Source organism: Odoribacter sp., from assembly GCF_985060555.1.
Window position 1 is genome coordinate 21,971 of sequence record NZ_CFKYFN010000026.1, and the last position, 21,139, is coordinate 43,109.

Sequence of the window (21,139 nt, forward strand, 5' to 3'; positions counted from 1 at the left end):
CAGATATTTTAAACATTATATTAACGGTCTTCCCGGCAAATACGCTAATTTTACGACAAAAATAAATAAAATGCAGTTGTAAGATGATGTTACTGATAAAAATCAGCCTATTATTTAGCCTGTTATTGCCTGACTCCGGAAAATGGCAAAGAATTCAGACCCCGGAATGTATTTCGTTCCTGTTTCCCAATACTCCTGAAAAGATTGTAAATACAAACAACGGGATACGTTCCACCATTTACCAAACCAAAGATCTGACCTGCGTATTTGGAATTGTTTGTTCAGATATGTCATCTAAAAAGATCAGAATAACAAGTGAATACGCTCAAATACTTTATGAAGAACTTAAAAAAGGGAGTTTATCCATCGAAACGGCGATCCTCAAAGAAGAAAAAACGATTCCTTACGAAAATATGATTATCAAAGAAATTCAATACTCTATCTATAAAGATAAGTATGAGATGACCTATATTAAAAGATTTATTTTCAGAGATAATTATATTTATCAAATATCGATAGGAGGACGTACCCGCCATATGTCTGTCATTCAAAACGAAATGGAAACATTCTTCAATTCTATATCCTTCCACGATCCTACAGAAAAGATAAACGAAGTTCAGAATTAGTTTTATTTGTAACTTTTAGCTATATTCGATCGTCATATCTGCAACATGACGAGAAAAGAATATAATAAATGCGTTGATGATTTCGCAGATGCTTTGTTCCGATTTATCGTAAAATCCAGTCACAACAAAGCATTAGCTGACGATATCGTACAAGACAGTTTCCTGATTTTATGGGAAAATGTCTCCGAAATTGCATGCGTTAAAGCGAAGTCATTCCTTTTTACCACCGCCTATCACAAGCTGATCGACACGTTTCGTCATGAAAAAAAGAATGCAGACTTTGAAAATATAAATCCGACAAGTTATTTGACCGAGGAAAAATTTACCGATTTAAATGAAATCCTCGAATTTGCACTCAATAAATTACCGCCGATACAGAAGACGGTTGTATTATTAAGGGATTATGAAAATTACTCTTACAAAGAAATTGCAGAAATTACTTCTTTATCCGAGACTCAAGTGAAAGTGTATATTTTCAGAGCCCGGAATTTTATGAAAGACTTTATTCGTAAACCGGAACTGATACTTTAATACAAATACTATTATTAACAATATATCATGAATATAAATAGAAATAATTATGAGAAATATTTCATCGACTACTTAGAAGGTACTCTTTCTAAGGATGATATTCATGATTTACGGGTATTTCTTTTGTTTAATCAAGATCTGGCGGAATTATTGGATGACATAGCAAAAATAAAATTAACCGCTCCCTCGGTCCGATATACCCGTAAAGAAAACCTCAAAAAAGATGAACTCCATGCATGTAAAGATTATTATGCGATCGCTATTGCTGAGAATTCGCTCAGCACACAAGATATTTCAGACATTAAGCACTCTTCCCGTAAACAAGAAATAACAAAACAGGCAGAAGTATACCGTCAACTGAAACTAACACCGGACACGAAAATACGTTATACCCGAAAATCCAAGCTTTACCATTCGGCTTACCGGCAATTAGGGTACAAATATAGTTCGATTGCTGCTATTCTCCTTTTGATACTGACCATCGCTATAACAGTCCTGAAGTCCGATGATATTCACCCCCAGGCAACCGAAATAACCATGGTCCTTCCGCCTGCGATCGAGATTCCTGCTATAGATCGGGTTCTATTTATAAAAGAGCAATCTTTGCCCCCGCTTCCTTGTCCAAAGCCGGTTATTCCGGTACAACCGACAAGAATCCCGGTAATGACCATCCAGGAATTACCCATTTGTGGAATAACTCCTACTTCGGTTCAGGAAGCGGCAAAAATCCGGATGAGTTCTCCTGCTTTTAATTCTTCGGAACTTATTTTAACAGAAAATGCGATAGCCTGGAAGCCTTCGGAAAGTAAATTTTTAAGTAACAACCTCTTTTCTTCTATGATCAATACAGGAAAAATGATTGCAGAAAAATTGAAAAACAATATCGGTAAGGAGTAACAAATATCCCCCTTAATCCGTCACATTCGAAATAACACATAAATAATTAAAAATAACAATCATGAAAATTCTACTCGCTATCATTTTGATTTTTCCAATTTTCAATATCGTAGCACAAAATCCGGTTCAACCGAAGGATTCTACTGTAGGAAAAGACGAATTGATCATCATTTCACCGGAAAAAAAAGTCCATTCCGATACCTCTGAATTAATGATTATTAGAGACAGTAGTCAAAAACACAAGGAAGCAAATATTTCCGAATTATTTATCATAGGCCGTAATGCCTATAAACGGGGACATATCTGTAAAAACGACCAATACCCGCCATTCGAAGGACATTGGAGTGGATTCTATTATGGTTTCGTCAATTTCGGTAATACCGACTATTCGATGTACGAAGGCACAGCATATGAAGAATACGGAGAATTTATGGAATTGGATTGGAGTCATTCTTTTGCAATGCAATTCAATGTCTTTAAACACAGTATCAATCTGGTACATCGAAATAACTTCGGTATTGTATGGGGGGCCGGGTTTGAATATCAGCGGCTACGGTTCGAAAATAATTATAGTTCCGTAACCTGGGCCGATCATCAACTTATTCCGATCGACTTACACGAAAATGATAAAATTGCCAGTGTTAAACGTAGTAGTTTTAAAACTTTCTACCTGACCATCCCTTTAATGCTTGAACTTCAACTGCCTGCGGCTAAAAGAAACCGATTCTATATTTCCGGAGGTATTATGGGAGGGGTAAGATTACATTCGAAAACAAAAGTCGTTTATAAAGATAGCAGCGGGGATAAACACAAAAAGAAAGAAAAAAATAATTTCAATATGGTCCCCTTCAAAGCCGATCTCGTCGGAAGAGTGGGCTATAAACGCCTGAGCCTTTGGGGAAGCTACACGCTGACCAATATGTTCAAATCCGATAAAGGCCCGGAACTGCATGCTTATACGGTAGGCATCGGTGTTACCTTTTAGCAAACGATAAAAAGTTTCCGGGAATACAGCAGTCAAATTATTGGCCGGCTGCTGTCACCTGGAAACTTGAAAACACAAACTATTCGTTCATCACCTTTGTTTGCCGGTCGATGGAAGCTTGGTGAATCGCTTTGAAAACTTTTTCTAAAAACTCATTATCCAGTCCCATCTCAGCTCCTTTGACAAACACCTTTTCCAGGATTTTATCCCAACGTCCGGGTTGCAGAATAGTAATATTATTTTGCTTTTTATATTTTCCGATTTCGTCGGATACCTTCATCCGCCGGGTCAATAGCTCCAATATATCGTTATCGATATCATCGATCTGCGCCCGCAATTCATCTATGTTTTCCTTGTATTCTATGTTTTCCGAATCTATATCCCGGATAATCAGTTTTCCTAAAATTTCCCGAAGAGAAGTCGGTGTGACTTGCTGTGCAGCATCACTCAAAGCTATTTCAGGACAAATATGGGATTCGATGATCAGTCCGTCGAACCCCAAATCCATCGCTTGCTGGGAAACTTCCTGAATATATTCCCGTTTACCTGAAATATGGCTTGGGTCACAAATCATCAACATATCGGGAAAACGCCGTTTTATCTCGATAGGTAATTGCCACTGAGGAACATTGCGGTACTTGGATTTTACATAAGCAGAAAAACCCCGATGAATCACACCGATTTTTTTCAGTCCTGCCATATTTAAGCGTTCCAAAGCACCGATCCAGAGTTCGACATCCGGATTGACAGGATTTTTCACTAAAACCGGAATATCGGTACCTTTTAAAGCGTCGGCTATTTCCTGCATAGCAAAAGGATTGGCAGAAGTACGTGCCCCGATCCACAACATATCCACGCCGGCTTTCAGAGCTTCGTACACATGTTTGACATTAGCTACTTCCGTAGAAATTTTCATTCCTAACTCACGCTGCACCCGCTTCATCCAGACTAATCCTTCGGAACCGACTCCCTCGAAACAATTCGGACGGGTACGGGGTTTCCAGATCCCTGCCCTCAAAACTTCCACTCCGGCGGCCTTCAAACCTTTGGCTGTTTCAAAAACCTGTTGTTCACTCTCCGCACTGCAAGGTCCTGCAATAATAATAGGCTTAGTAGTATCTGTAAATAATCCCCAGTCCTCTACTTTTACCAAATCTAATTTTGTCGCTGTCATATATTTCTTTTTTATAAATTCAAATCAGTATTCTTACCGGATGATCCTTTTTATTTTATTAGCCTTATGGATCAAGTCCTTCACTCCTTTTTCATCATAATCTGCAATATGTTTTTTAAATTCCTGCAATTTTTCGATATAGGTATCTAAAACAGTCAATATATTCTCTTTATTCTGAGAGAATATCGGAGCCCACATGTCTGCATTACTTTTAGCCAATCGTACCGTCGATGAAAAACCACCGGAAGCCAGGTCAAAGATATTCTTTTCATTCTTTTCTTTTTCCAAAACAGTCAACGCAAGTGCAAAAGAAGTGATATGGGAAATATGGGAAATATAAGCCGTATGCATGTCATGATGTGCGGCCCGCATATATATCACCCTCATATTGAGGCAATCATACATTTGCTTGACCAGTTCGACGGCTTGCATATCCGAATCTTCAGCATTGCAAATAATGCCTGCCCGTCCGTCGAATAATCCGGGCAAAGCAGCCCAGGGACCCGAATATTCTGTCCCTGCCATGGGATGAGCAGCGACAAAATTCTTCCGGTTCGGATGATAACGAACCATATCGTTGATTTTTTCTTTCGTCGAACAGACATCGGTCACTACCTGACGGTCCACCTTATCCAGTATATCCGGGATCATCCGGATAGCTATACTTACCGGCACAGCTACGACAATCATATCGCTCATAGCAATACATTCTTCATAACTGACGATTTCGTCGACCAATCCCAATTCCTTCGCAGCCGAAGCATGCAAAGCATCCGCTTCAACCCCGACAACACGATCGGCAAAACCCCGGTTTTTCAAATCTACTGCCATAGAACCACCGATCAATCCAACTCCTATTATTCCAACTTGCATATCAACATTTCTTTTTATCCGACATTTACAACTGCTTCAACACCACGAACCATGTTTAAAATGACTCACATGTAAAACCCGGCGAATCCGTCCGGCAGCTTCACGTAATACCTCTTGTTTCGCACACAATGAAATCCGGATATAACGTTCGCCGTTACTTCCAAAAATAAAACCGGGAGTAATAAATACATGCGCTTTTTGCAAAATCATATCCGACAATTTTTCCCCACTCTCTTCCCGGTCATCGATCTTTCCCCACAAAAACATACCTCCGCTATGTTTATCGTATCTCACACCCAACAGATCGAAAATTTCTCCGGCCAATTTCTGTCTTTCCCGGTATTCTGCATTCAATTGTGCATACCAATCGTCTTTTTGGGATAAAGCTTTCACAGCTGCCAATTGGAGCGGTTTGAACATACCCGAATCCATATTGCTTTTCACTTTCAACACCTGGGAAATGACATCTGCATCTCCGGCAATCATCCCGATTCTCCAACCCGACATATGATGTGCTTTACTCAGTGAGTTCAGTTCCACACAGCAGGTTTTCGCCCCATCGATACTCAAAATACTCAGTTGTTCATCATTTAATATAAAACTATAGGGATTATCATTACAGATCAAAATCCGGTGTTTCAAGCCAAACTCTACCAACCTTTCGTATAATGCCATCGTAGCTTTTGCTCCGGTAGGCATATTCGGATAATTTGTCCACATCATTTTTACCCTGGAAAGATCCCTGTTTTCCAACTGTTCAAAATCGGGCATCCATCCGGTTTCTTCCTTCAAATCATAAAGCACGATCCCGGCTTCTGCCAGTAAAGAAGCCGAGGAATAAGTGGGATATCCGGGATTAGGTACAAGCACTTGATCTCCTTTATTCAAAAAAGCCAGAGACAATAACAAAATTCCTTCTTTAGAACCGGCCAAAGGTTGAATCTCCGTATCCGGATTCAAATCTACCCGATAATATTTCTTATACCAGGTAGCAAATCCTTCACGCAGTTCTTTTATTCCTTTATAACTTTGATAAGCGTGATTACCTGGATGCTGAGCCTCTTTGATCAAAGTCAGGATAGCTTCCTCGGGTGGCATCCGGTCAGGGGCACCGATTCCCAGATTAATCACTTCGGCTCCTTGTCGGTTCATCAAATCAATCTCTTGTAATTTTTTTGAAAAATAGTATTCACTGACACTATTCGTTCTGTTTGCCGGTTTAATTATCATCGTTTACGATTTTTGATTTACAACTTATATACTTTCTAATCAACAATAACTTTTATATTCCCCCATCACTGTCAGTTCATCGACCAATGGTCTTACAGCATTCATCGCTTCCAGATAATGTCCGTAATCATCGAATTTCAGATCCACATAAAAAAAATACTGCCATTCCTTCCCCGGTATAGGCAAGGATTGTATTTTCGTCAGGTTAAGGTCATAAAAGGCAAATATGGAAAGTACCTGCGATAACCGACCTGTCTTATGAGGCAACGTAAAGCAAATCGAGGATTTATCGATATCTTTCTCTGATACGGTAATATGGTCGTCCAGGATCAGAAAACGGGTGAAATTTTGCTTATGAGTCTCTATACTAGCCTGAAGAATCTCCAAACCGAATAATTCTGCAGCCAATTCAGAAGCAATCGCACCGATCCGTCTTTGTCCGTTCCGCATTATATCGGCAGCACTTTTGGCTGTATCTTCCGATTCTACCAAACGGATATGTGGATATGATTTAAAAAATTCACGGGTCTGGGCTATAGCCATATAATGTGAATGCACTTCAGTAATCTCTTCTATAGTCTGCCCGGGCAAAGCCATCAGGTTTTGCTGAATCCGAAGGAATACCTCCCCTTTCACTTTGCGGGAATGTTTATGCAACAAAGAATAATTCGGTAATAATCCTCCTGCCACGGTATTCTCGATAGCCATGATAGCTCCCGAAGCTTTTCCCTGATCCAAAGCAACAAACAAATCTTCAAAACTAAGACATTCACACACACCGATCTCATTTCCATAAAACAACCGGGCAGCTTGCTCGTGAAAACATCCGTGTACTCCTTGAATTGCAATTTTCGTCATTTTCCGTCACTTTTAATTCGTATATCGGTCAATAAAAAACCCCGGACATTATGCCGGGGTTTATATTATTCCATTATTATTTTCAGGACAAAATACACAGCCTCCGGCTACTCTTCATAAAATAAAAGTAGAAGTAAAAATAAAACCAGCTGCTAAATCGAAAATACGTCGCCATCTTTGTCCAAATAAAAAAGCCCTGAGTGATCAGGGCTTACTTTAATCCTATTTTTTAATCATTACACGGAAGCCCTTTACTCTCTGCTAAAAAAGTAAAAATAAAAATAATATGCATTCCAAAATGATTTCATCGCTCTGTTTTTGTTTTGTGACGACAAATATACAAACAAATCTATTTCTTGCAAATGTATCCCATTTATTTTTCAGAGAATCTCTCTTTTTAGTACAAATACGATTCTCAATGTTTAGAATATAACATATAAAAGCCTCCCTCCGATATACTTACTGATGAGCTTTTTTTTCTAACTTTGTCCGTATAAATTTTAATCCTATATTCATGTCAGATCCTAAGACCTTATTCCTACTAGACGCCTATGCACTGATATACCGGTCGTATTATGCTTTTATCAATAATCCCCGGATTACCACCACAGGAATAAACACCTCCGCCACCTTTGGTTTTTGTAATTTTCTGATCGAATTATTAGAATTAGAAAAACCGACTCATATCGCAGTGATTTTCGATCCCGAAGGTCCCACTTTCCGGCACGAAATGTACACACCTTATAAAGCACAACGTCCCCCGATGCCGGAAGATCTGAGAAAATCCATTCCTTATATAAAAAAAATTATCGCAGGTCTGGGTATTTCTTGTCTGGATGCGCCGGGTTACGAAGCCGACGATTTTATCGGTACCCTGGCCAAAAGAGCGGAGAAAGAAGGTTATACCGTTTATATGATCACGCCGGATAAAGATTATGCCCAGCTGGTCAGTGAAAAAGTTTTTATGTATAAACCCGGACGTTCAGGAAATAAATCGGAAGTCTGGGGTATTCCCGAAGTATTGGATCACTTCGGGATCGAACGGGTGGATCAGGTCATCGATATTTTAGGACTGATGGGAGATACGGCGGACAATGTTCCGGGATGTTCCGGAATCGGCCCTAAAAGCGCTGCTGCCCTGGTCTATAAATATGGAGATATCGACGGAATATATGCCCATATCGATGAACTCAAAGGCAAACAACGGCAGAATCTGCTCGATTGCCAGCCAACCGTCCATTTGTCACGTACCCTGGTCACTATTTGTACCGAAGTTCCTACCGATATCACTCCCGAAGATCTTGAGAAGAAACATATCGATGTAAAAATTCTGGATCCTATTTTCAAAGAACTGGAACTCTTTTCATTGGTAAAACGGGTATTGAATACAGATATAGAAGAAGATACCTCAGAGAAATTGTCGGACATCAAAGTCAGTTATACCGACCATTCCCAAGATCCGGCTTCTTTACTGCAAAAACTGGAAGAAGCAGATCTTTATGCTTTATATGTTGTTTTCAAAAACGGGACTCTGTATAATTCCTGGCCGACTCATCTGTGCTTCTCGACAAAACTTCACGAAGTAAGTTATATCAATCTGCCTAATGACAAAAACAAGGCATTGGAAATCATACTCCAATTCCAGGCCATTTTTGAAAACAAAAATAAAATTTTAATATCGGCCGATGTAAAAAACGATATCATTTGGTTGAAAAGAGCAGGTATCAAACTCAAAAATGATATTTTCGACATTAAAATAGCCCATTATGTACTCCATCCGGACATATCACACGACTTAGGCCGGGTTGCTTTGGAATACCTCAATTATAAACTCTCGGGAAGTAAAAAAGAAGATCAGCAACTCACGCTCCAGTTCGATGAAGAAGCAGGGACGGAAGATAACGATTTTGCAGAGAAAACCGATGTTATCTTCCAGCTTCATGAAAAACTCTGTGACGATCTGCAACAGACCGGCTTACTGGCACTTTATAACAACATCGAAATGCCACTGGTTTTTGTACTCGCCGACATGGAATACGAAGGAGTAAGCATCGATTGTAACGAACTTCAGTCCATTTCAAGCGAACTAAAAGAACGGATCGATATCATTGAAAAAGAAATCTATGAATTAGCTCATCAGGAATTCAACATCAGTTCCCCCAAGCAATTGGGTGAAGTACTCTTCGATAAACTGAAAATCGACAGTAATCACAAAAAGACAAAATCCGGTCAATACAGTACTTCAGAACAAGTGCTTGTAAAATTAGAAGACGAACATCCCATTATCAATAAAATACTGGATTACCGGGGATTAAAAAAACTTTTGACGACATATGCAGAAGCACTTCCCAGTTTTATCGACCCGGGGACAGGAAAAATACACACTCATTTCAATCAGGCAGAAGCGGCAACCGGTCGTTTAAGCAGCCTGAACCCGAATCTGCAAAATATCCCTATCCGCACAGAAGAAGGCCGGAAAATCCGTAAGGCTTTCGTTACCGGTAATGACGACTATTTGTTTTTCTCAGCCGACTATTCCCAGGTCGAATTACGGTTGATGGCTCATTTAAGTCAGGATAAAGAATTGATTCATGCTTTCAATCACGGTATAGATGTACATACCGCTACAGCTTCAAAAATTTATCATGTCACCTTAGAGGAAGTAACTCCTGAAATGCGCCGCCGGGCTAAAACAGCTAATTTCGGTATCATATACGGTATATCTGCCTGGGGCTTGGCCGAAAGACTCCACATCAGCCGCAAAGAAGGCAAAGAATTGATCGACGGTTATTTCGATCTTTATCCAGGCGTGAAAAAATACATGGAAGAATCCGTCGAAAAAGCCAGAAAAAAAGAATTTGTCGAAACAATTATGGGCCGCAGACGTTATCTCCGGGACATAAACTCCCGGAATGCCGTAGTCAGAGGGATGGCGGAACGAAATGCCATCAATGCTCCGATACAGGGATCGGCTGCCGATATTATAAAAATGGCTATGATCTGTATCCAAAAACGCATTCAGGAAGAAGGATTGATGTCCAGAATGATCATTCAAGTTCATGACGAACTCAATTTCAAATGCCATAAATCCGAACAATATCTCCTGAAAAGCCTGGTGACGAATTGTATGGAGCATGTAATAAAACTCTCTGTGCCTCTAACGGTTAGTACAGGATTCGGAAACAATTGGTATGAAGCACATTGACCTGTAAAAAAACTTGTTTCAATTTAATAAATGTAAATTAATCCCGATTTTTTTATATTATTGCAATAAATTTCAATCAAACCAATATGCGAGTATTTATTAAAAATAGAATCCTGTTCTATTTTATATTTTTCATATATACTCCGGCTAGCTTCGCTCAGGATTATTCCTTTTCTCAATTTTGGGAGAATCGGATTTATTATAATCCTTCCTTCGTTGGTTTGAATGAAGGTGAATTCAACGGACAATTGACCTATCGGAAACTCTGGCCCAAATTTCCGGGTAATTTTTCAACGATTTTTTTTTCCGCCGATTTAAAAACATACAATAATTATGGATTCGGATTATCCGTTATTTCAAGTGATGAAGGGGGTGGTTTTATAAAATCGAACAGTATCGGACTATCCTACTCCTGGAGAGGGTATTTCAACAAAGAAAAAAATATCTACTTTCAATTAGGAGTGAAAGGTTCTTATTATGACGAAAGGCTGAATCCGAACAAATACATTTATTCCGGGAATCTTCATGAAATATACGGTAACATTCTACCGTTACCGGCTTTGGACATTGTCAATGAAAAACAAAATTATTGGGATTTCAGTACAGGTTTTATGATCTATGTTCCCTGGGAACGTCATTACCGTGAATTTATGCATAATTTCATCGGATTTTCCGTCAATCATTTCACCCGCCCTAAAGACAATTTTATCGAAGAAAATGCCCGGATTCCGATCAAACTGAGTTTACAATGGAATAGTTTTATCAGAACCTCCCTTTATAGCCTCGACAAAAAAAGTAGTTTATATGTTTGTCCGGGATTATTATATGAAAACCGAGGAGATCGATTATTATCTTCCTCCTCATTCGATAACTTTATCGTCGGTTCGGATATCACCACCGATCCCTTATTCGGTGGAGTATGGTATAGTTCTCAGCTCCTGAACAGCGATAAAGAAAATTATAAAGCGACCATTTTCAAACTTGGACTCAAGTTGAATTCTGCCAATAAAAAATTTGAATATCGTCTGGCTTATTCCTACGATATGTCTCTTGGAAATTTAGTAAAATCAACAGAAGGATCCCATGAAATCAGTTTCAACATCACCTACAGATTCAATGCCAAATACCGATATAACATATTTTCATTCTGAACAAGATAGCCTGTCTATTCTACCATTACATCAAACTGAAACAGACACATTTGAAATCTATATGCCTGCTGGTCGATTTTTACCTTCGACACAGTTGGAACACAATAAAGATCTGTTCGGAAACGTACTATTCACAGTCGGTTTCCTGATTATTTTTGCATTTGTAAGATTAAGAGGTAAAGATCTGTTTTACAATCTATTGAATACATTATTGAAAAGGAAGAAAGCTGAAATTATTTTGAATGAAGGAATATCTTCCAATCTGATCTGTTATATTCTATCCTTATGTTTGTCCTTCTCCATCATTTCTATCGGTATCGTCTATATCATCGAAGGAAGTTTTATCAATTTATTTACATTATATCTTTTCATCGGCTTATTTCTTTATCATTTTCTTCTTCTCTTGATTGTCCGGTTATTCGGATGGACTTTTAACGCTAAAAATATGGCCGACGAAGTCATCGTAAATTTATGGACTTACAATATTTTGTCAGGACTTTTGATTTCACCTTTTGTAATTGCAATCTTTTTCGTGAAATCTTTTGCTGTTATTCCTCTATTAAAGATAGTTATATTCGGTGCAATTTTACTTATGATTGTTAAAATTATAAGATGGATTGAAATATTAATCACGCATAGGGTTTCAATTTTGTATATGATTTTGTACCTTTGTGCCCTCGAAATCATGCCACTTCTTGTGCTTTACAAGATGGTAGAATAACATCAGGGTATTAATTTAAAACTTTACTGCTTTGAAGATAAAAAAGATACTCGTATCGCAACCGCAACCAACTACAGAAAAATCTCCCTATTCTGAACTAGCGGAAAAATACGGTTTAAAACTGGAATTTCGTCCTTTTATTAAGGTTGAAGGAGTTACAGCTAAAGAATTCAGACAGGAACGGATCAATATTCTTGATCACACTGCTATTATTTTTACCAGCCGTACAGCTATAGATCACTTTTTCAGAATCTGCGGAGAGTTAAGAATAACGGTACCGGACACGATGAAATATTTTTGTATTTCGGAAGCAACGGCTTTTTATTTACAAAAATACATCGTCTACCGTAAAAGAAAAATTTTCTATGGGGATAAGAAAGTGGATGATATGACTAAAATTTTACTGAAACATAAAACAGAAAATTTTCTTGTACCTCTTTCCGATATCCACAAAGAAAATATTCCCGGATTACTGGATCAGTTGAATCTGAAATACACGAAAGCTATTCTTTATAAAACGGTTTCCAGCGATCTGAGCGATATCAAAAATTTGAAAGAATACGATATCATAGCTTTTTATACCCCATCCGGTATAAAATCTTTATTCCAGAATTTCCCGGACTTCGTTCAGGATACCACAGTTATAGCAGCTTTCGGACCTGCAACTGCAGTTGCAGTCGAAGAAGCAGGATTACGGCTGGATATAAAAGCTCCGACACCCCAATGTCCTTCCATGACAATGGCTATCGAAGAGTTTATAAAGCGTTATAACAAAGAAAACAAAACAAAATAATTCAAAAATGAAGCTAATCACAAAAAGTTTGACTTTTTGTGATTAGCTTCCCTATAAGTTACCAACCTGCATTTATGTACTCACTCAGCAAAGCCGAACGTCTATGTAGTAAAATTCTTTTCGAAGAACTATTGACTTCTGAGATCAGCTTTGTAAAATACCCGTTCCGGGTCGTACTCAAAGATTCGTCTATACCCGGAGAATATCCTGCCAGGATAGCGATCAGCGTGAGTAAAAAGAAATTTAAAAGGGCTGTTAAACGTAACCGGGTAAAACGGCTGACCCGTGAAGCTTACCGTTTAAACAAACCCGAATTCTATCAGCATATAATCCCCGGACATACAGTAGATATTCTATTTATCTACCTCGATCAGAATCTTCCGGTTTTTTCTAAAACCGAAAAGGCCATAAAAAGTGTACTGAAGAAGATTCCATCTTTACTATCCTCTGTTTCCTGATCCCGGTAAAACGATCGTATGACACTTATTAAATGCATAATCAGTCACTTATTACTTTTACCGATTCGGTTTTATCAATACTGTATCTCCCCTTTAAAGCCACCCACCTGCCGTTTTGTACCCACTTGCTCCCAGTATGCGATCGAAGCTATCCGAAAACACGGACCTTTTAAGGGATTATGGCTGGCTATAAAAAGACTACTCCGCTGTCATCCCTGGGGAGGCAGCGGCTATGATCCTGTGCCTTAAAAAATAACAATCCATCTTAAGGATTTGCTAATTTTCAATTTACCATTTTCAATTATCAATTATATATCGTATTTTCGTTAATTAAAAATCAGGTGTTGTATCACAAACAAAAATTTAAAATATAAATGAAAACAAAAAGAATTCTACTTGTTGGCATAGCATTCATCTCGATCACTCTCGGATTGACCGCACTGAGAAACGATGATAAAAGCTTTGAAATCAGTAAGCAGCTGAATATTTATGCCACTCTGTTCAGAGACGTAAATATGTTTTATGTCGATGAAGTCAATCCCGGTGACCTGGTCACTACAGGAATAAAAGCCATGTTAAAATCTTTGGATCCATATACTGTTTATTATCCGGAATCCGAAATGGAAGATGTAAAACTGATGACTACCGGAGAATATGCCGGTATCGGTTCCGTCATCAGTAAAAAAGGAGATCAGGTCATTATCCGGGAGCCTTATAAAGATTCTCCTGCAGATAAAGCCGGATTACTTCCCGGAGATATCATCCTGGCTATCGACGGAATTTCGGTGAAAGGTAAAAATACGGAAGAGGTAAGTACTTTATTAAAAGGACAACCGGGAAAAGAAATCACCATAAAAGTTCAGCGTGAATTTGAGACTAAACCACTAGAAAAGAAAGCTATACGAGAAAAAATCCAACTACCGAGCGTCCCTTATTCCGGTATGGTTAACGATACGACCGGATATATCTATCTAACCAGTTTTACCGATAAATCTGCTGCAGATGTCCGTTCGGCAATTATCTCACTAAAGAACAAAGGAGCCTCTTCTTTAATTCTGGACCTAAGAGGAAATTCAGGAGGTCTTCTGGATCAAGCCGTTGAAATAGTGAATTTCTTCGTTCCGAAAAATTCCAAAATAGTCGACACCAAAGGGAAAGTAAAACAATGGGATAAAGAATATACAGCCAAAAATAATCCCATCGTACCCGATATGCCTTTAGTAGTATTGATCGACCGGGGTTCAGCATCGGCCTCTGAAATCGTATCGGGTGCTCTTCAGGATCTCGATAGAGCTGTTCTAATAGGCGAACGTTCCTACGGAAAGGGATTGGTTCAAACAGTCCGCGATCTGGCCTACAATACGAAATTAAAAGTTACCACCGCAAAATATTATATTCCTAGCGGAAGATGTATTCAGGCCTTGGATTATTCCCACCGGAACCCTGACGGAAGTGTCGGAAAAGTGCCCGATTCTTTGATTTCAGAATTTAAAACCCAATCCGGAAGAAAAGTGTATGACGGTGGCGGAATCAGTCCGGATATTAAAATTACTCCGGAAGATTATGCAAGAATCACTCAAGAACTTGTTTTACAAGATCTAACATTTGATTTTATCAATAGTTATGCCCTTCGGCACCCCAATATTGCCCCTATCAATGAATTTAAAATTACAGATGAAATATACAACGAATTCAAAACCTATCTGAAAGAAAAGAAATTCAGTTATGAAACCGAATCACAACAGATATTGAATAAATTGATCGAAGCAGCCAAAGCCGAAAAGTATTATGACACCGCCAAAGAACAAATTGCCGCTTTGGAAAATGATTTCACCCATTCTATCGACCGCGATATGGACCTCTTTAAAGATGAGATCACTTCGTTTTTAACAGAACAATTCATTCAACGTTACTATTATCTGCAAGGGGTAATAGAATATAAAGTCCAGCATGATCAAGAAGTAGCTAAAGCGGTTGAAGTATTAAACGATAAAGAAGTATATCGAAATACCCTGAAACCTGTCAAATAACTAAATAAAAGGCTGTTTATAGAAAATTTTTCTATTTTTTGTGACTGCCTTAAAGACCGATTGGCGAATCTAAAGTTTACAACTTATATTTACGATCGGAACTACAGATTCGCCAATCAGTATTAAAACAATACATATTAAGCTTTAAAGCAGCTGATTTACCTCGGCACTCTTTCGGATAAACTCTTATTATTCGGTTTCTTGATGAAAATACTCATGAATAAGTTGTGCTTTCTTCTTCCCGATCACCTTAGCCAGTTCTTCAATAGACTTTTGTTTGATATTACTAACTGACTTAAACTCATGCAATAATATAGTTTCAGTTGCTTCTCCGATACCCTTAATATCACCTAATATACTGTTAATCTGTGATTTTTCTCTCAATTTACGATGAAATGTAATACCAAATCGATGGGCTTCGTCCCGGATATGCATCAACGTTTTTAAAGCCATCGAATTTTTAGCCAACAGATAAGGATCCTTATCTTCAGGAAAATAAATTTCTTCCATTTGTTTTGCCAATCCTAAAATCGGTACTTTCCCATATAGATCTAATTTTTTCAAACTATTTACAGCCGAATGTAACTGTCCTTTTCCTCCATCGATCACGATCAGATCCGGTAATTCCAGACCTTCATCCAATACTCTTTTATATCTCCGGAAAATAATTTCTTCCATAGAAGCAAAATCGTCCGCCCCGACGACTGTTTTCACGTGGAACTTTCGATATTCTTTTTTAGCCGGTTTACCATCGATAAAAACTACACAGGAAGCCACCGGATTAGTCCCTTGAATATTCGAATTATCGAAACACTCCATACGATGTGGTAATGTAGGCAGTTTTAGTTCTAACTTAATGGTTTTCAATATATTAAAACTCGAATCTTCTTTCTTTAGATTCCTCTGCCGTTCTCTATCCAATCTAAAATAGGATACATTTCTTTCGGACAAATCCAATAATTGTTTCTTGTCACCTCGTTGAGGTATCACATATTGCACTCCTTCCAATTGAACATCCGGATAAAAAGGAACAATAATTTCTTTCGAATTACTATTCACCAATTGGCGGATCTCATAGATAGCGAAAGCAAGCAAAGCTTCCTTATCTTCTTCGATCTTCTTTTCTAATTCAACTGTATGTACTTGTATAACAGCACCATGAACAATTCTCAAAAAATTAACATAAGCATATTTCTCATCTTCCAAATAAGAAAAAACATCTGTATCGTGAATCGTAGTACGGACAATAGTCGATTTAGATTGATAATTTTTAATGGCTTCAAGTGCTTCTTTCATTCGATTGGCCTCCTCAAAATGCAGTGATTCCGCATACGAATTCATCTTCCTGGTCATAACCTGAATGACAGAAGACAAATTACCTTTCAAAATATTCCTCACCTGGCTGATAAATTCATCGTATTCTTCTTCCTGTATTTTACCAATACAAGGCCCGAGACAATTACCGATATGATATTCCAAACAAACTTTAAAACGGTTGTTATAGACAGCCTTCGTATTTAATGCAAGCTTACAAGTCCGTAATTTGAATAAAGATTTAATTAAAGAAATCAGTACATGGGCAAATTTTCCCGAAGTATAAGGACCGAAATATTCCGATCCGTCGTGTACAAAACGGCGGGTAAGAAACACCCGGGGATAAGGTTCTTTCTTAATACAAATCCAGGGATAAGATTTATCGTCTTTCAATAAAATATTATAACGCGGCTTATATTTTTTGATCAGATTATTTTCTAAAAGTAATGCATCTTGCTCACTATTTACAACAATATACCGTAAATCCGTGATTTTATTGACCAAAATCCGGGTTTTATTTGACTGATTACTTTGATTTAAATAAGATAATACCCTATTTTTTAAATTTTTAGCCTTTCCAATATATATAATTACTCCAGAAGAATCGAAATATTGATATACTCCAGGTGAAGAAGGTAATTCACTAATCTTTTTTTTCAAATGGTCATCATATAAAGCCATAACAAATTCAATCTGCTAAAAACTTAAATTTACTATATTCGAACAATCCTCTTTCACCTATTTTCAATTCAGGTATCACAATCAGAGCCATAAAAGAAAGAGTCATAAAAGGTGAATCGAGTATACACCCATTATGATGCAAAATTTGAATTAATTTATTCCAAATCATAGCTACCTTTTCACCATTTTCATCAGTCATAATACCGGCAATAGGTAAAGATAAAATGTCAACTTCTCCCTCAGATGCCACTGAAAGTCCTCCTTTTGCTGAAATAATAGAATTAAGAGCAATCAATAAATCCTGATCATTACATCCTACTGCAATGATATTATGGGAATCATGCGATATACTACTTGCAAAAGCACCTTTTTTCAGACCTATTCCATGTATAAAAGCAATCTGAGGAGGTTTATTCTCATAACGATTCAGATAAATAATCTTGAGTATATCTCTATCCAAATCAGATTCAAAATTATCGAATGAATCATGATTTGAAAAAATTACTTTATCTGTAATTAATTCCCCATCATACACCTTGATAGAAACGATATCGGATGTTATGGGTTTTCTCAAATCGGAAAGCTGGAGTAATTTCCGATTGAATTGATTCAAATTCGAAAAATCAGAAACTTCAGCTTTAATATCCGGCATAGACCAAGAACTAGAATATTTAAGTTCACCCTGTATGTAAACTTCCGATACTGAAAATGATTTTAAGTCTTCAAATATACAAAAATCAGCAGGATCTCCTATCCGAAGTGTACCTACCGGTAAGTGATAATGTTGTATAGGATGAAGAGAAGCTATTCTCAAAACCTGAAATAAATCGAAACCATCAGCAATAGCTCTTCGAACTATCTTATCGATGTGCCCGCAATGAATCAAATCTCCGGGATGAGAATCATCTGTACAAAACATCAAAGAATAAGGATGACTATTTATCAAGGATTTTAAAGCCTCGTAATTTTTAGCTGCACTTCCTTCCCGAATTAGAATTTTCATTCCTAAAGAAATTTTTTCCAAAGCTTCGGATAAAGATACAGATTCATGATCAGTAGAAATGCCTGCACTTACATATTGTTTCAAAACTTCCCCTATTATCCCCGGAGCATGCCCATCGATCGGTATATTATATTTTTCAGCTAATTTCAATTTACGCCATACTTCAGCATCTTTTTGTAATACTCCGGATATATTCATCATTTCCGATAGAGAAACAAACGAATAGTTTTGTAATAATTCCTCGATATGATCAGAATTTATTTCAGCTCCTGAATAATCAAAAGAAGTAGCGGGAACACAAGAAGGCACTGAAAAGAAAATTTTGATGGGTGCTTTCCAACTATTTTCTATCATAAACCGAATACCTTCTATTCCTAAAACATTGGCTATTTCATGAGGATCATTAATAACGGCTACTGTCCCTTTCGAAATAGCCAGTTTTGAAAATTCTTCAGGCACCAGCATCGAACTTTCAATATGTACATGAGCATCTATAAAACCAGGCGCTATGAAATTTTGATAAGAATTGGAATTTTCTAAAATATCGGTAATTATTCCATGGTCTATACAAATTGTTCCGGGAAAAATCCGGTTATTATAGATATCAATAATATTACCTTCAATTTTTTTCATCGGTTCAAAAATTCTTTTATAAAAATATTTTATAAAACACATATTTCACCCTTCGCACCTTTTTTATGTTCCACGTGAAACATTCGCCTCTTTACCGTCCCATCAATATCAAAAGAACATTAATATCAGCTGGCGACACACCACTTATACGAGAAGCCTGACCTATTGTTCTAGGTTGAATCTTTGACAATTTTTGACGAGCTTCAATAGACAAATTCGTGAGTTCTTCGTAATTAAATTTTCCAGCAATGACTAGATTCTCTAAACGGGATAATTTATCGGCTAACATTCGTTCCCGCTCGATATATCCCGAATATTTTATAGAAATTTCAGCAGCTTCAATGATTTCATCACGCAAAACAAATTCCCCGATAAAATTATTCAACGAAGGTAAAACATCGATCAAAGCCAATAATCCCACTTGAGGACGACTAAGAATATCCACCAACTTCATTCCTTGTCGGATAGGTGCTGTATTCAATGAAAGTAGAAAAGAATTGATTTCATCAGGTTTAACACTAAAATTCTTAATAAAATCAATTAACAAATCTCTCTTCTCTATTTTATCCAAATATATCTTATGTCTATTATTAGTAACTAAACCAATCTGAAATCCCTTAGGTGTCAAACGCATATCCGCATCATCTTGTCTCAATAAAATACGATATTCTGCCCGGGAAGTAAACATACGATAAGGTTCATCCACTCCTTTCGTCACTAAATCGTCTATGAGTACCCCAATATATGCTTCATCCCGATTCAATACAAATTCAACTGAAGAATGTAAAGATAAATGGGCATTGATCCCGGCCATCAATCCTTGTGCTGCTGCTTCCTCATAACCTGTCGTTCCATTGATCTGACCGGCAAAATAAAGTCCTTGAATCAATTTAGTCTCTAAAGTATGATAAAGCTGTGTAGGAGGAAAATAATCATATTCTATCGCATAACCCGGCCGGAAAATTCTTACATTCTCGAAACCTTCAATCAAACGCAAACCGGTCAATTGTACATCCCAGGGCAATGAAGAAGAAAAACCGTTTAAATAAAACTCTGTAGTAGTTTCTCCCTCCGGTTCCAAAAATAAATGATGACTGGTCCTATCGGCAAAAGTATTCAATTTAGTCTCTATGCTGGGACAATAACGAGGACCAACGCTCTGTATAGTGCCGTTGAATAAAGGACTATCGGTAAACCCCTGCCTCAAAGCATGATGTACAGCTTCGTTAGTATAAGCCATATAACAAGGCCTTTGGATCAGAGTATTCCTATAATCATAATGCAAATAAGAAAAACAATGAAAATCATTATCCCCGCCTTGTTCGGTCAATTTAGAAAAATCGATACTTTTTCCGTCTATACGGACAGGAGTACCGGTCTTCATCCGCCCCGTTTCGAATCCCAAGCTACACAATTGAGCTGTTAAACCGTGAGAAGCCGGCTCGGAAATACGGCCTCCTTCGAAACTTACCCGACCTATATGCATTAGGCCGTTTAAAAAAGTTCCGTTGGTTAAAATCACCCGTTTCGCATTAAAAACGACCCCCAAGGCTGTCTTAACCCCGTAAACCTGCCCATCTTTCACTACCAACTCTACTACATCATCCTGCCACATATCCAAACCATCCGTATGCTCGAGCTGATACCTCCAATTAGCAGAAAATTTCATCCGGTCGCATTGTGAACGAGGACTCCACATAGCAGGACCTTTCGAACGATTCAGCATTCTGAATTGAATCGAGCTCTGATCAGTCACTATACCGGTCAAACCTCCCAAAGCATCTATTTCTCTCACTATCTGACCTTTAGCAATACCTCCTATCGCTGGATTACAAGACATCTGAGCTATCTTATTCATATCCAGGGTGATCAATAAGGTATGAGATCCTAAATGAGCTGCTGCACAGGCAGCTTCACAACCCGCATGTCCGGCGCCGACAACAATTACATCATAATCCGGTAAAAGATTTGCCATT

At 37.8% G+C, this 21,139-nt stretch carries 18 protein-coding genes; 11 read left to right on the plus strand and 7 right to left on the minus strand.

Annotation, left to right across the window (positions count from 1 at the left end):
- Nucleotides 1-83 precede the first annotated feature (83 nt).
- The 4 genes from AC5RDS_RS03095 (at nt 84) to AC5RDS_RS03110 (ending at nt 3,039) form a co-directional block, all read left to right on the plus strand.
- Nucleotides 84-626: a hypothetical protein gene (locus AC5RDS_RS03095; RefSeq protein WP_013612886.1), complete on the plus strand. Its 543-nt coding sequence runs from the start codon at nt 84-86 to the stop codon at nt 624-626.
- Nucleotides 627-671: 45 nt separating this feature from the next.
- Nucleotides 672-1,157 (plus strand): RNA polymerase sigma factor, encoded by a 486-nt coding sequence (locus AC5RDS_RS03100; protein ID WP_013612887.1) that lies wholly within the window; start codon nt 672-674, stop codon nt 1,155-1,157.
- A gap of 27 nt (nt 1,158-1,184) precedes the next feature.
- Complete coding sequence (locus AC5RDS_RS03105; protein WP_022160849.1) at nt 1,185-2,054, plus strand: hypothetical protein; 870 nt, start codon at nt 1,185-1,187, stop codon at nt 2,052-2,054.
- 61 nt (nt 2,055-2,115) lie between these two features.
- The gene (locus tag AC5RDS_RS03110) at nt 2,116-3,039 is read left to right on the plus strand and encodes an outer membrane beta-barrel protein (protein ID WP_013612889.1); all 924 of its coding nucleotides are present in this window, start codon (nt 2,116-2,118) and stop codon (nt 3,037-3,039) included.
- 79 nt (nt 3,040-3,118) lie between these two features.
- Here the strand turns inward: AC5RDS_RS03110 and AC5RDS_RS03115 are convergent, their stop codons facing one another.
- Genes AC5RDS_RS03115 through AC5RDS_RS03130 form a run of 4 tightly spaced genes read right to left on the minus strand, consistent with a single transcriptional unit; the run spans nt 3,119 to nt 7,174 of the window.
- A complete protein-coding gene (locus AC5RDS_RS03115) occupies nt 3,119-4,213 on the minus strand; it encodes a bifunctional 3-deoxy-7-phosphoheptulonate synthase/chorismate mutase type II (RefSeq protein ID WP_022160850.1) in 1,095 nt (364 codons plus the stop codon).
- Nucleotides 4,214-4,246: 33 nt separating this feature from the next.
- A complete protein-coding gene (locus AC5RDS_RS03120) occupies nt 4,247-5,104 on the minus strand; it encodes a prephenate dehydrogenase (RefSeq protein WP_259305996.1) in 858 nt (285 codons plus the stop codon).
- A gap of 18 nt (nt 5,105-5,122) precedes the next feature.
- Nucleotides 5,123-6,316, minus strand: coding sequence for a pyridoxal phosphate-dependent aminotransferase (locus AC5RDS_RS03125; RefSeq protein ID WP_013612892.1), 1,194 nt, complete (start codon nt 6,314-6,316; stop codon nt 5,123-5,125).
- A gap of 39 nt (nt 6,317-6,355) precedes the next feature.
- Nucleotides 6,356-7,174, minus strand: a complete 819-nt coding sequence (locus AC5RDS_RS03130) for a prephenate dehydratase (protein ID WP_022160852.1) — start codon at nt 7,172-7,174, stop codon at nt 6,356-6,358.
- A gap of 514 nt (nt 7,175-7,688) precedes the next feature.
- Here AC5RDS_RS03130 and polA point away from each other — a divergent pair.
- From polA to AC5RDS_RS03165, 7 genes are all read left to right on the plus strand, one after another.
- Entirely contained in the window at nt 7,689-10,379 is a 2,691-nt protein-coding gene (polA, locus tag AC5RDS_RS03135; protein WP_013612894.1) for a DNA polymerase I, read from the plus strand.
- Nucleotides 10,380-10,465: 86 nt separating this feature from the next.
- Nucleotides 10,466-11,530 (plus strand): PorP/SprF family type IX secretion system membrane protein, encoded by a 1,065-nt coding sequence (locus AC5RDS_RS03140; RefSeq protein ID WP_118404692.1) that lies wholly within the window; start codon nt 10,466-10,468, stop codon nt 11,528-11,530.
- A 61-nt stretch (nt 11,531-11,591) separates the two neighbouring features.
- Nucleotides 11,592-12,251, plus strand: a complete 660-nt coding sequence (locus tag AC5RDS_RS03145; protein WP_022160855.1) for a DUF4271 domain-containing protein — start codon at nt 11,592-11,594, stop codon at nt 12,249-12,251.
- Between the two features lie 31 nt (nt 12,252-12,282).
- Complete coding sequence (locus tag AC5RDS_RS03150) at nt 12,283-13,044, plus strand: uroporphyrinogen-III synthase (protein ID WP_013612897.1); 762 nt, start codon at nt 12,283-12,285, stop codon at nt 13,042-13,044.
- A 74-nt stretch (nt 13,045-13,118) separates the two neighbouring features.
- Entirely contained in the window at nt 13,119-13,502 is a 384-nt protein-coding gene (rnpA, locus tag AC5RDS_RS03155; protein WP_022160858.1) for a ribonuclease P protein component, read from the plus strand.
- An 18-nt stretch (nt 13,503-13,520) separates the two neighbouring features.
- Nucleotides 13,521-13,751, plus strand: coding sequence for a membrane protein insertion efficiency factor YidD (yidD, locus tag AC5RDS_RS03160; protein WP_013612899.1), 231 nt, complete (start codon nt 13,521-13,523; stop codon nt 13,749-13,751).
- Between the two features lie 125 nt (nt 13,752-13,876).
- Nucleotides 13,877-15,532, plus strand: a complete 1,656-nt coding sequence (locus tag AC5RDS_RS03165; RefSeq protein WP_013612900.1) for a S41 family peptidase — start codon at nt 13,877-13,879, stop codon at nt 15,530-15,532.
- Between the two features lie 189 nt (nt 15,533-15,721).
- Here the strand turns inward: AC5RDS_RS03165 and uvrC are convergent, their stop codons facing one another.
- The 3 genes from uvrC to mnmG all read right to left on the minus strand — a co-directional run bounded on the left by uvrC (nt 15,722) and on the right by mnmG (nt 21,138).
- Nucleotides 15,722-17,527, minus strand: coding sequence for an excinuclease ABC subunit UvrC (uvrC, locus tag AC5RDS_RS03170; protein ID WP_013612901.1), 1,806 nt, complete (start codon nt 17,525-17,527; stop codon nt 15,722-15,724).
- A gap of 7 nt (nt 17,528-17,534) precedes the next feature.
- Nucleotides 17,535-19,163, minus strand: coding sequence for an adenine deaminase (gene ade, locus AC5RDS_RS03175; RefSeq protein ID WP_013612902.1), 1,629 nt, complete (start codon nt 19,161-19,163; stop codon nt 17,535-17,537).
- 91 nt (nt 19,164-19,254) lie between these two features.
- Nucleotides 19,255-21,138 (minus strand): tRNA uridine-5-carboxymethylaminomethyl(34) synthesis enzyme MnmG, encoded by a 1,884-nt coding sequence (gene mnmG, locus AC5RDS_RS03180; RefSeq protein ID WP_013612903.1) that lies wholly within the window; start codon nt 21,136-21,138, stop codon nt 19,255-19,257.
- Nucleotide 21,139: the final 1 nt, after the last annotated feature.

Excerpts from the sequence above, each read along its gene's own strand:
- AC5RDS_RS03110 (WP_013612889.1), top strand. The coding sequence starts at position 2,116 with ATGAAAATTCTACTCGCTATCATTTTGATTTTTCCAATTTTCAATATC.
- yidD (WP_013612899.1), top strand. The coding sequence starts at position 13,521 with ATGACACTTATTAAATGCATAATCAGTCACTTATTACTTTTACCGATT.
- ade (WP_013612902.1), bottom strand. The coding sequence starts at position 19,163 with ATGAAAAAAATTGAAGGTAATATTATTGATATCTATAATAACCGGATT.
- AC5RDS_RS03165 (WP_013612900.1), top strand. The coding sequence starts at position 13,877 with ATGAAAACAAAAAGAATTCTACTTGTTGGCATAGCATTCATCTCGATC.
- AC5RDS_RS03105 (WP_022160849.1), top strand. The coding sequence starts at position 1,185 with ATGAATATAAATAGAAATAATTATGAGAAATATTTCATCGACTACTTA.
- AC5RDS_RS03140 (WP_118404692.1), top strand. The coding sequence starts at position 10,466 with ATGCGAGTATTTATTAAAAATAGAATCCTGTTCTATTTTATATTTTTC.
- AC5RDS_RS03145 (WP_022160855.1), top strand. The coding sequence starts at position 11,592 with ATGCCTGCTGGTCGATTTTTACCTTCGACACAGTTGGAACACAATAAA.
- AC5RDS_RS03095 (WP_013612886.1), top strand. The coding sequence starts at position 84 with ATGATGTTACTGATAAAAATCAGCCTATTATTTAGCCTGTTATTGCCT.
- AC5RDS_RS03115 (WP_022160850.1), bottom strand. The coding sequence starts at position 4,213 with ATGACAGCGACAAAATTAGATTTGGTAAAAGTAGAGGACTGGGGATTA.
- mnmG (WP_013612903.1), bottom strand. The coding sequence starts at position 21,138 with ATGGCAAATCTTTTACCGGATTATGATGTAATTGTTGTCGGCGCCGGA.
- rnpA (WP_022160858.1), top strand. The coding sequence starts at position 13,119 with ATGTACTCACTCAGCAAAGCCGAACGTCTATGTAGTAAAATTCTTTTC.
- uvrC (WP_013612901.1), bottom strand. The coding sequence starts at position 17,527 with ATGGCTTTATATGATGACCATTTGAAAAAAAAGATTAGTGAATTACCT.
- AC5RDS_RS03125 (WP_013612892.1), bottom strand. The coding sequence starts at position 6,316 with ATGATAATTAAACCGGCAAACAGAACGAATAGTGTCAGTGAATACTAT.
- AC5RDS_RS03100 (WP_013612887.1), top strand. The coding sequence starts at position 672 with ATGACGAGAAAAGAATATAATAAATGCGTTGATGATTTCGCAGATGCT.
- polA (WP_013612894.1), top strand. The coding sequence starts at position 7,689 with ATGTCAGATCCTAAGACCTTATTCCTACTAGACGCCTATGCACTGATA.
- AC5RDS_RS03130 (WP_022160852.1), bottom strand. The coding sequence starts at position 7,174 with ATGACGAAAATTGCAATTCAAGGAGTACACGGATGTTTTCACGAGCAA.